General features: G+C 57.7%; 3 protein-coding genes and 1 pseudogene. All 4 read right to left on the bottom strand.

Annotated elements, in window-relative coordinates:
* Window positions 1–19 precede the first annotated feature (19 nt).
* Complete coding sequence (locus ICA15_RS14365; RefSeq protein ID WP_210554158.1) at window positions 20–3757, bottom strand: hypothetical protein; 3738 nt, start codon at window positions 3755–3757, stop codon at window positions 20–22.
* Window positions 3750–7823, bottom strand: a complete 4074-nt coding sequence (locus ICA15_RS14360; protein ID WP_210554159.1) for a neuraminidase-like domain-containing protein — start codon at window positions 7821–7823, stop codon at window positions 3750–3752. Before ICA15_RS14360 ends, ICA15_RS14365 begins: the two co-directional genes overlap by 8 nt.
* Before the next feature lie 50 nt (window positions 7824–7873).
* A complete protein-coding gene (locus tag ICA15_RS14355; RefSeq protein ID WP_210554160.1) occupies window positions 7874–11569 on the bottom strand; it encodes a Tc toxin subunit A in 3696 nt (1231 codons plus the stop codon).
* 140 nt (window positions 11570–11709) lie between these two features.
* A pseudogene (locus ICA15_RS14350) lies at window positions 11710–12627 on the bottom strand (hypothetical protein); the annotation flags it as partial.

Genomic DNA, 12627 nt, shown 5'->3' with positions numbered 1-12627 from the left:
CATACGCTCTTCCAATCAATTAAATATCAGTTGCCACCAATTCGAATTCGAGAGATTGAACTTGCCATCCGGCAAGTCCACCTTTTATGGAGGCTTTAAGCCAGGCACGTTTTATACCGGGCAATCTGAACTCGACTCGGGCATTACCGTTGGCGTCTGTTGTGGTTGGAGAAAGAATTCTGTCGGGGTATTCCCATTCGACTTCGACGTCCTGCAGAGGCTCGCCGGTAAGGGCTGACACGACATTGACGACAGCGCTAACCCGCTCTCCCAGATGACCACTGGGCTTGGGACTGGTGAAAGAGTGAATTTCCCGAGGTTGATTGAGGAAAAACTGCAACGAAAGCGACTCCGAGTACAAGGCATCGCCAACAGTAGCGGTCAACTCAAACACCCCCGGTGTAACGGGAACAAAGTGAGTCCTCGCTACACCATAAAAATCGCTGGTCGTCGTGACTTCCCCAAGGTCGGAACTGCGCCAGGTCACGGTCATGCCCACCATGGGATTACCGGTAACCGAGGAGACTACCGTGATCTGCTCAAACACCTCGTCACCCCAGAACAAGGTCTGGTTGACCCTCTGACGCTCGGCAATCTTTACCAGCTGCGAGCCTTCACCCAGGGACATCGCGTTTACCGGGGACAGGTTCGCCAGTCGATTGGAGGCGAAGCACAAGCCGAAGCTGCCATCGTTAGTGCTATTGACCACAAATTGATAATGGAACCCCTCGCTGAATGACATGGGCTTGCCGAGTCCTGGGTCAAGGAAGCGTATGCCGAGTTGCGCAGGACCAGTGCCCGTCATGCCCAGCGCAAGCTGGTGGTTGCACAGCTCGCTGTCTTCCTTCGCCGTCAGCCTGAACGCGTAAGTGCCTTTACGCCGCGGGAAGTAGGTTTTTTCACCCCACGGCTGTTCCGGTTGATCTTCAAAACACACCATAAGATCGTCCCACGGATCACTCGCCAGCGCTTTGACCCGTAATTCGCCCGAGTCTGCGTAGTTATCGAAGTGGCTGTCTACCGATGCGATCACCGAATGCTCGCCGGCAGTTTTCGGCGCGAAGGGGAATCTGCTCCAGCCGTCATCATCGGTCGGCTCGATGCCACCGTCGGCGCCGTCCGACCATTTCACCTTGACTTGCCCCACCGGCTGGTCGGTGAACTGCGAAAAGATCCGTGCCCACAACCACACCGGTTCCTGGTCAACGACCGGATCCACAGCCGATTCGAGCAGGGTCTGAATCCTGACTTTGTTGTGAAACAGCTCCATCGGTTTGGCGACAGCTTCAATGCCCAGTTCAGGCAAGACAAGGGTCAGTTCGAATCGCCCCCGTTGCTCGCTGTTGGAGAAATTTAGCGTCCAGACCACGCCCCCATCGTCCAAGGTTCGAGCAACATCCAGCGCCGGCTCAATCGTTGCTCCCAGCTCCTCGGCGGTATCTCCCGTCCATTTCACTTCGGTCTTCAGGCCCACCAACGGACTCAGAGCGTTAGGCAGGATTTTGAAATGGTGAATGGCACCCAGACACGGATAAAGCAATTCTTCGTTTAACTGCGCCCGAACCTGATCGAGCATCAGTTGCACTTCCTTGTTCAGATTCGCCGCCAGCAACCTACCGGGCAGCGCTCGAACTGTCGCCTCTCCATTAAGGCGCAACTCCAGATCGAACAAACTGCTGATACTGTGATTTGCCGCAGAATCCAGCGTCCACTCCGCTCCTGTTTCCCGGATAACCTGCCATTGTCCGGGGTCAGAGGGGGTCAACCCGATGCCCGGGTCACCGCCACGCCAATTCAGACTGATGTATTTGCCGATCCAGGGGCTGTTGGCCACTGGCTCGACCTTCAGGGTATGTGTCTGCCCATGCAGGCAGAGCACCCCCACCGTTTTCAGATCGACTGTCTCGCCGTCGAGCAATATCCGCACATGACTTTTCCAGGGACTGGTCGCAATGGCGTGGAAGGTGAAGTTTCGTTCGATCGGGACCGCCTCGGAATGCGCCTTGATGCTGGCCGTGACGACAACCTCGCCTGCGGTTTTCGGCGTGTACAACAAGCTCGACCAGCCATCGGCACCGGTCACGCTCTCAATGACCTCACCTTCAGGTGTTCGCCAGTCCACCAGCGCATTAATGACCGGGGCGCCATCGCCCAGAGAGGTGTCATACAACACCTGCAACCGCAGCAGCACACTTTCGTCTTCGTCCACTATCGGCGACTTGTTGGCCTCTCGCACCTCGCCGATTTTGACCCGGTTGCGCGCCAGCGACATCGGTTTGGCCGGCGAGGGTTCCAACAGTTTCGAGCAGCGCAGTGTCAGCTTGAACCGACCGTCGAGTTGATCTTTACTGGTCAGCGTCCACACCAGATCGTCAGTTGTCACGGGCACCGGAGTCTCCAGCGCCGGGCTGACCTCAACGCCGAGCTGGTCGGCAAGATCACCGCTCCAGTGCAACGAAAGTTCGGTATTCACCAAGGGACTGTCCGCAGCAAATCGCAGTTGAACCGGATGGTCGCTACCCCGGTTCGGATAACCTTGCGCCTCCCAGGCCGTCAACTTGCCATCCACAACGGCCCTTAAATCTGGCCACGGATCTGTCTCCAGTACCTTGACCTGAAAATCTCGGGTAACCACACCAATCTCGTAATAGGGGCTGGCAACCGAAGCGGTCGCGACAAAATCACCGGCAGCCGTTGGTCGATAGATGTAGCCACTCCAGCCGCTATCGTCAGTGACCGCCGTGTCTGTCTCGTCCTGTCCTTCAACCGACCAGGTGACTGTCTGGCCAGCCATCGGCTGACCGGTGTAATACGACACCACTCGCACCCCCAGCCCTACACTCTGCGCGTACTCCAGCACCGGGTAATGGGCAGCTACTCGCTCATCCACCAATTTGAGACGGTGATGCCCCAGCGACACGGGGATGACATAAGGGTCGGCGGTGTATCGGTTACGCAGGATCAACTGGAACTCATCGCGTTGCTGATCGTTGATCATGGGGCTGTCGATCAGCCATGGTGATTCCACTGGCTGATTAACTCCCCAGCATGGCGTGACAGTCACCGCCTCCAGCGGATTACCGTCAACGTTCAGCGAAGCGTCGCTGCCCAGCCAGATATTTTCAGCTTCAGGTACGAATCTCAGTTCATGCGGGCTGCCAGCTTCTTTCGTGCCCAAACACAGGTATAACAGCTCGCCTGGTGGCAGCACCTGGTCATCGAGTTGCATCTTTTGCAGCGTTAACGGCATCAGATGCAGCAGCATTTTGACGCGGGTAATGCGGATATGCGACTGCCTGTCCGAAGGGGCATTCTTCGGGCTGATGATCTCGAGGGTCAGCTCATCACCCTGAGCAACCGACACCAGCTCCTGATTGTATTCATCCGGCAGGAAGTCCAGCGGTTCCTCGCTTGTCGAAGATGAAGAAACGGATACCTGGCGGTTCGAGCCAGAGGGTTTGAGCTCGATAGCGAGCAACTCTTGCGTCCCTCTGAAGACGCGCATCCAGCCTGACTGGTTATGTCGCACTTCACAGAGAAAGCTCAACCGATATCGCGCATTGAGGCCTGGGTCCATGGGGATTTTGATAATCTGCCGAACCCATCCACCGTTTGAAGCCTCCAGAAGATTAACCCGCTCCGATTCGTACCAATCCACTGAAGTGCCGATCAGCCCCCGCATCTCCCAGTGCTTCAGATTGGTGAAGTCCCCATTCAGCACCAGACTTTCATTCGCTTGAATAACGGGCTCATCCATGATTGCGCGCTCCTTTGCCCAGCTTGTCTGGTTCGGGTTTTTCAATGGCGGTGACCAGATCCATTACCTTGCTGACAAACGTCGCATCGCCGGATTTGGCCCTGAAGTTGATGACCAGGATGATGTCGGTAAGCGTTCCCATCACGTCCGACTGCGGTGATTTGGAAGGCCACGGGAAGCTCAGTTTCCATTTGGATACGGCGCCGGTGTTTTCGAACGGGTTGAGCAGGCCTTCATCGGGTTTCATCGCCGTCATACCGTTGTCGGCGATGCCCGACGACAAGGCAATCTGCTGGCCGCTGCGCAAATTGAACAGCACATCGGAAGGCGCTACTCCTTGCGGATTGTGCAGGTACTGCACCGATTGCGTGGTGGCCCGGGTTGCCGTCATGCTGCTGAACTGCACCAGCGTGGCTTTCACATCCTCGTAGGGGCCAAGCAGAACCGGCAGATTGACTTCAACCGAACTGATCTGGCGGCAGAAATGCCCCGGATAATCGCGGTCATAGAGTAACTGCGGCAGGCTGAACTCCAGCGAGCCTGTGCGCCGCAACTGCTTAAGTGCGTCTGCCCAGTCGCTGGCACTTTTCTGCGGATCGACCGTGTCGTCGAAGAGCTTGCGCAGAGACACCGTTTTCGTCAGTTCCAACCGTCGCTCAAAGCGTTGCAGATATTCGCGTTCCATCTGCAGCAAATACCCACGCAGGTGCTCGCCCGCCGTGAAACCATGGCGCTGGTCAAGCCATACCTTGGGCATAGGGATTTGCTTATCGTAATCACCGGTTTCAGCATTCATCGAGTTCTGGGCGGTCAGGCACAGACTGATGACCGCGTCGTAAGCCTGGTAATGCAAAGCCTTGAGCTGGCCGAGCATCCAGCCGAACAGCTCCGCGTTGGTCGCACGTTTTTTCAGGTAGTTGTAGATCGTCAACGCCTGGCCATTGGCACGCAGGGTTTGCGCCAGGCTGGTTCGGGCAGCGGTGACAGCATGACGTTGCGCCTCGATCTGCGCATCGATGGCATCGACTTCCAGCAACGCCTGGTCGCGCTGCAGTTGCCAATCATCACGGCGTCGACGATAGGCTTCGGTGGTTGCCTGCTTGTCGGCGTCCAATTGCGCCACCGACGAAGCAACGCCCAATCCGAAACTGACGGCCTCAAGCGCCCGATCCACGCGATGCCCGCCATTGGCAAGACCTAGGATATTTGGCAGAGCAGCCAGCGCCGCCGCCGCAGGCTGGATGCTTGAAGACGCCAGCGAGAGCATTTTGGACAAGTACAGGCTGCTCAAGACTTCGTATTCGACTGCCGATACGTTTTGGTCATAATGCTGTGCGTACGTCTCAGCGCGTTGCAGCGCCACTGCACGACTCTGCTCGAGTGCCGTCACGCTGGCTTCCAGTTGCGCAATGGACTGTTCCTGCACGGTTTTGGCGTAATCGCCCAACTCCACCAGATGGGTTTGCTGCAATACTTCCTGCTCGGCGTTATCACGCAGTTGGAGCATGCTCAGCACCTTGCTACCGAGCTCCTCCAGTACCTGCGATGAGCGCAATGCCACTTCGTGGCTCAAGCGCCAGTGAAACGCATTAACCACTAGCGTTCCGCCCATCGACCGCGGGCCAGCAGCACCGCCGGCAGCCAGGTCACGCAGCAACTGGTTAGGATCGGTTGGTGGGCTGAACAGCGGGATGTCCAGCGGTTTGCCGTCAATGGTGAGGTTGTTGCGCAGGTTGTGCAGACGTTGCTCAGGCGCCGCAAACAGATCCAGCAATGGTTGATTGATCGGCGCCTTGAACGGCCCGCAGGCCAGCATGCCCAGCATGGGCGCCGCGTCGGAGCCGGACGGAACATCGGCCAGGCTGAAGTTCAGCGTCTGTTCAAACGCTTCAAGCTCTGGACGGCTTTTGCATTCCTCCAGCAATTCGCCAACCGTCTTGGTCTGCCAGCGCGAAACCGTGAGGGCGGTGGGTGCCTTGCCCATCAGGAATCCTGCCTGCACGTAGCAGAGCTTGGCCGCCACAAGGCTGTCGCGGGTCAGTTGCCGGTAAAGCCCGTTCCCTTGTTCCATCAGATTTATTACGTAATCGCAGAAAATCCGGATCTTGAAGTGTTCCGGTTTCGAATAGCCGATAGCGTCCGGGTCGATGGGTGCCAGGGCTTCACAGCCCGGATTACCCTGGTTTTTGGCCAGCGGCCGGCAGCGCCAGTAAAGCGGTTTGCCATTGATGTCGGACTCATCTGCGGCCGCCTGTGGGTCGAACACGTAATGCAGCCAGTTCTGCGAATCGGCAAAGCGCTCTTCGTTGCGCAGGAGCGTGGCCACCAAATGCGGCAAATGGAAAAACAGCTCCCAGAAAAACAGCCCGTTGGCCCCGTCGAACGCTCCGTTGATTTCCTTGAAAGCCGGGTCAGCAGCCGGTGGCGGTTCAGTTTTGAACTGAGTGCTCCAGTCCAGAACTGCATCCACGCCAATATTGGAAAGCTGCACCAGTTCCGGGCCGAACAGTGAGTTCAGGCGGGTGTGCCGCAGATACGGCGCCGGCAGGTTGAAGGAAAGAAACTGCGCCGCGTCAGTGCTGTTTTTCAGCAGTGTTGGCGGCGTGAAGTCCGAAAGATTGGCAATCGTCAACTTGAACTCTCGACCGCCAAACCCGGCCGTTTGCGTGACGAGTTTGAACGCGGTGGGCTGCGGCCATGAGCCTTTACTGCGACTCAACGTCAGCGGTTCGGTTGTCCAGCCACCGACGGGGGAAAGGTCAACGTTCAGTTCGCGATCGTCCACCGTTTTGTTCACCAACCCCATTGCAAAAGGAAGCGATTGCGGGGCGTCGGGCAACCCTGTCGGCTCGCACAAACCGATCACTGTCACCACGTCCCTGCCGCCGAGACGCACAGCCGTGGCTTGCAAACTCAGGAAAGGTGACATGGACCCCTCAGGGTTGCCCGCGCTAGTCATCGTTACCTGATTGCTCAATGAATGCTGAACAGTTTCCGCCGTGGCAAATCGCTCCCTTGCCGCATCCAGCCAAGTGCCGGCGTCAATTGTGTCGGGGCGCATCAACACATCGAAAATCTTTTGCACCCTCAGATCATCCGGTGTTTGATCCGCCGTGATCAGAATCCCCAGCTTGCCTTTGGACGCTGGGCTCTCCATCAGCACCGAGGCAATCAAGCGAAAGTTCACCGGTTCAGCAGCAGTATCGAAATCGGCACTGTAAATATCCAGCGGTGCCGACCACTGACCACTCTGTGTCATGAACGCCAGGTGGACTTCCAGCCTGGCCGGTATGAACTCCTTCGGATCTTTGCCGCTTACTTTGTCGCGCCATTGCGCCCAGACCAGACACAAGCGACCGTTCCAGAACACCGGGCGCATATCCAGCACCCGATTGGCCGGCTGAATGTCCACCGCTTGCCATTCACTCCAGGCTGCCGGATTGACGCCAACGCAGGTGGGCGTGAGCTCGATCCCGGCCTTGCGCCAGTAGTATTGGAACGGCTGCACGCGCTGGCGTCCGACAAAGTAGTAATCGGCCAGGTCAGGCGTGGCACCGTCCATGTAGCAACTGAGGACGTCCAGATCACAGGTCTGCTCGAAAGTATGCAAATACCCCTGCAACGCAGACTGCACCGAATCGTTATTGAGGCGGCTCTGGTTGAGGTCGTTTTCAAGGTTCTTGAACAGGCTGGACTTGCGTTGCCGAACAAAGGGGTTGATGTAGTTTTCCGGGTAGATCGAAATCAACTGCACCGCCGCCCAGTCCGGGTAGTTGTTGTATAGCTGCCATTGGGCCAATTCATGTGGGGGGAATTGGTGCGTGGCAAAACCGGGCTCCAGCTTGCGATACACCGCATGTATATATTGCTGCACACAACTGGTCGCCTCGGCCACCCAGGAGTTCTGCACCGCAAACGTGTCCAGCGGATCCGTGCGCAAGAGTTCGAACAAATCGGCGGCTGACTTCACAAAGTCAAATGCCGGCTTATTGACTTGACCGATGCTGTACTCAAGCAGTGCATAACGACGCTTTTCCATCAGAACGCCAATGTCACTCAGTGCCATGATCCTTGCTCCTTGGGGAAACCGAGACAAATGCTTGTTGAGGTAACCGCTCACTCCGACATCGGCTCGCCATCGAACGTAATAGGGAGGAACACGGCGGTCTGTTCACTGCCGTGGCCAAGCACACTGAACACGAAGGTTCCGCCAGTGAAACTGGAAACGAAAACCCGTGTGAGCCCTTCCTGATTGGAGAACCCCTGCGAAGGCCGGACAATCGCAACAGGTAGTTTGATTACGTCGACGGGTTCGACGAACCAGTCCACCAGCATCTCCCGGCCGAGGTTTCCATACTTGTCCATCATCGTGGCGTAGAGCTCGACCTCCTCCCCGATTGGCACCACCTCCGATGGCACGGGGGATCTGTAGAAGAGCGGGAACTCCATGCTGGTGGCCTCGGCAATGATGTTGATGGTCGGGGCGTATTCGGGGTCGAACAGATCGAGCCAGTACTTCGGCGTCTCGGCCCCCATCGTCGTGCCGGGCGTGTACACGGCCTTCAACGTGCCTCTGGCGTCGGTCATGCCGTTCTCGACAGTGCCCAGCCTGGCTTCCCAGTAAACAGTGACACCCTCCAGTGCCTGCCCTGCGGAGTTCTTGATCGTCATCGTGAAAGTGGCTTTTTCGCCGGGTTTCCTGGCAATCACCTCCGTGCGATCGACAACACACGTTGTAGTGACCAGCTGTTGCAGATCCCCCGCCATCTCGACACGCGACACTTGCTCACCGGTTTCGCTCAACAAGGCGCGCTCGGCTGCGCTGGCATAAGCCTTTCTGGACGCGTCGTCGCCCACTGTCGCAGGCAAGGTGCCAAGCAGGAAAATCGTCAGGGCATCCATGCCAGTCGTTGTGGACAGCACCCGGACCCGCATCAACAGATCCAGTTGTCTGAGGTTTTTGAGTATCGGCAGATCAGGGTCAATGCGCCTTACACACTCGCGCACTTCCTGCACGCTCCAGCCGAAAAGCTCGGCCAGCTTGATGGTCGACGCCTCGTGCGCCAAAGTTTTGGCATCAACCGAAAGGTTTGGCAGTGCATTGACCTGGCGCAGGTAGTCGAGGAGTTTCTGCTGTGGTAGTTCGCTGAGCGCAAAGGCGCGTTTGAACAGTGACAGGTAGTACAGCGTGTTCAGCGATATCGTGTATTTATCGGTCTGACCGAGCCAGGCCAGATGGCCGTAATCCAGATAGTCCTGCAACAACACAGCACTGAGTTCCAGCGTCGAAACCACCGCACTGCGCCGCCGCACATCGGCCAACAAATCGATCAACGGGTCGGTTTCATTCGTGCGCCTGCGCTCCCCGCCGTCATCCGTCAAAGCGATGCGCTGGAGCAACTGCTGCAACAAACGGAAAACCGTTGTGCCAGCCCAGTTGATGACCGGAATCGCCAGCTCCACTGCAACGCCGGCATAGACCGCCAGCGTTTCCTTTACCACCGACACCTGCGCGTCCCGGGCTTCCAGGAGCACATTGAGCATGCTGCCAACCAGCGCGTCACGTTGCGGGGTCCAGGTTGCGTCCAGCGCGTTATCGACCGCCCAGCCAAGCCGTTTGCGCGCGAAGATCAGGTATTCGTCCGGCGTGCCGACAGGCGCCAGCACCAAGCCGCTGGCATCAACAATCGGTCCCAACGACTCGGACTTACCATCGGGCAGCGGCAGAGCGACGGTCTGCGTCAAAAAGTCCAGCCAGTCGGCGGCTCCCGCAGAAGGCAGGCCGGCCATCAACAAACCGGCATTGGAGAAAAGCGCGCTCGGGAGCAAATTGCGCAGTTGTTCGAAGAGTGCCAGATCGCGCTCTGACATCTCTCGCCCCGGTGAAAACTCAACCGCGTGCTGCACCACCCACAGCACCGGCAACTCGCTTTGCTTGCACCATCGCACGCAGGCATCCATGGCACTAATGAGCGTCAGCACATCGGGAGCGCCGTCGGCTGCAGATTTGATCAACGGCTGACCTGCAAAACCCTTGACCCAGTCGTCGCCGCCCAGCAACTGCAACAGCAGCACACCTTCGACCGGCGTTATGCGCAACAGCCGTGGCAACCACACCAATCGACAAAAACTCGAGATGATCGGCAGACTTCGGTGCAACGCATTGCCGGTAATCTTGTGTGCGCTGGCCACCGCTACCGCCAGATGCCGGTAAGTCTGCAGGTCGATCCGCAGGCCTGCACACAGTTGGCTGATCGTCAGGTCGTCCGCCCCCGGCTCCGGTATTACCGGGAACGTCCCGTTATCGAGCTTCATGGGCTGGCGATAGTCCGCTCGAGCGTTGAACACCTGATCAAACTGCGAAAGCGCTTCGCCGCGACCGTAAACCGACAGGTCATCGAGGAACACCGCAAAGTCTGCCGCGGTACAGGCGTAGCGTTCGCGCAAAACCTGGAACAACCCGAGTGCGTGCACGACGTTGTCCGAGATCAGCCATTTGTTGGCAACCCCGGAACTGGCCCGTGCCTCAGCACGCATCGCGGCCGCCAGCAAAGCGTCCACCTGATCGCTGGGCAGTTGCAGCCAGTTGTCCAGGCGCAACTTGCGGTTCATCCGGTCGAAGGTAACCCGTCCCTGTGCACGATCGGGCTCCACGGACAGTCGATTCAAAGGCGAAGACGTTGACGATGCATCGGTTTCGATAGATACGCCAGGGTGAATATTGGCATTGATATAAACCGAGCCGGATCGAGCGCTTTCAGCCCCCCCCGCCGTCTCCGAGTCATAGGTCACGTTGGGCGAGCGCATGGGGGCGAATGCCTGGACTGATAACAGGCTTTCGAGCATCAAAGTGTCGAGTTTTGTTTGCGTGGCGAAGTTTGGAACGTGGTGCAGATCCTTCCATTGCGCATCCGTTGCACCGAAGTTGACGCGATAGAATTCTGCCCATTCATTTTCTCCCTCAGCGCCGGTTGGCATAGCCTCCGTCAGCAACGCTCGCTGATAGGGGCCCAGGCGCGAAGCATGTGCCAAGGCCTGCCCGGGTCGGACAGCACTGGATCCGCTTGAAAAATAGGGGTAGGACAAGTCCACGCTGTCATGAAAGTCGCCCACCGACCGTTTGTTGAGCTGGGCGATGCCATCAATCGTCACCCAGTGCTGGTAATAAGGCAGGCCATTGGGGTATCGCGATGTGATCAAGGCTTGCTCAATGTCGATTTCCGGATTGTGTGCGGTGATATAGGCTTCCAATACCGCCGTGGTGATGCCCACCGAGGACACCGACTGGTACACCGCATTGAAATCGACCGACAACTTCTTCAAGTCGGTACGACGCACATGGAGCGGGAGCTGAGTCTGATCGCCCTCAGGTTCGATCTTTTCGATAACCCACCACAACAAATCGGTCAGGTACGCCACCGGTGAAATGCACGACTCGAGCGCGTCCGGAGGGCTCATTTTTTTAAATGCGGTTTTGAAAATGTCTTCGTATTTCGGGCCAGTGACCATCGACAACAGCCCTGAAGAGGGATCGCCCGGCGCACTTTGGTCAGTGACAAGGGTGTGCTCGATAAACTGGCGGCGCACATACGTGGCCATGCTGTTGGCCCGACGCAAAAACTGCTGCGCTGCCTCAGTGCTCAAGCCGTACTCCCTGGCGAGGCCTGGCACTCCCTTCTGCACCAGTGGAAAAATCGAACCGCCTTGCTCAAGGTATGTCTTGAGCTTCTGAAGAGAGATTTCCTGTGCCTGTTGATCTCCACTGAACAACTGCTCGTACAGTTGCACTGAGGGGCGGGTGCCTTGAGCCATGATCAGAATCCTTGAGTCGATAACCGGCCGCAGCAGCCTGACGATGGTGTCAGGCTGCAAAGTCTTGGTTAAGATTTGGCGCCGAATCGGGGCTAAGATCTACTGTCAGAACTGACAGGTTTTGTGACCGTTCGTCGGTTTTACAGATCGACTTTCGGTGTGACGGGCTCCACTTCGAAACGCGAGCTGACCACCCAGGCCGAATGTGGCCCCTCACTTCCTCCGGTCAGCGTCTGGCTGAACAGTGCCCATTGCCCCCCCTGGCGTAATGACTGCGCGGCCTGGCCTTGCCATTTGTTACCGGTGACGGCAACAGGCGCAAGCCACTTCTGGTCCGGGTCGAACCAGCTCACCACTTGCCCGACACCTGTGCGCCCCTGCCCTGCGAACAGCACCGGATTCTCCACCCGATGCCCTCCCGCCGGACTATTGAAGGAGGGAAGATACGTGCCCAGCAGCACTGGACATTGCGTGGCTTCAGATTCGAAATCATCCAGCGCCGCTGTTACTTCAAAGCTGTGCGCTCCCCCGGTCTGAGTGAGTGCAAGCTTTACCGACCAAGTGCGATCCGCCATGACTGCTGCACTGGCTTGTACGGCGCCGAGTTTCACGGTGACACTGTCACCCGGCACACCGAACCCGGAGACCACCACCCGTTGGCCGATGTGTTGGCCCGCAATAGGCGTCTCGACAAAAGGCGCAGCCGGAACGACGCTGTATTGCACGTCAGCCGAGTATTCCGACCAGTGGGTTTTTCCTTCTTCGATGAAGCTCTGCCGGGCCCGAAGGGTTTTGAGTCCAACCGCAAAGGTCACCTCACCCTCCCAATCACCGTCCCCGTTCACGACAATGTCCTTGAGTAAAGGCTCGGTGGCCCCCACCTCCCAGACCTCGACCCGCCCTCCGCGCCTGCCATGCCCTTTTATCTTCCCGGTGCGCGGCAGGTTGCCACCCTCTGTCGGCTGAGTGATCTGCGGCGCCAACACCACTACGTTGAAGTTGCGCCGATCACTGTTGGAGTCGCGATTTTTATGAGTCTGGCGTGCAATGACGCCGTA

This window comes from Pseudomonas sp. P116 (assembly GCF_020149425.1).
GTDB lineage: Bacteria > Pseudomonadota > Gammaproteobacteria > Pseudomonadales > Pseudomonadaceae > Aquipseudomonas > Aquipseudomonas anatoliensis.
This window is presented reverse-complemented; position numbering and strand designations above follow the sequence as displayed.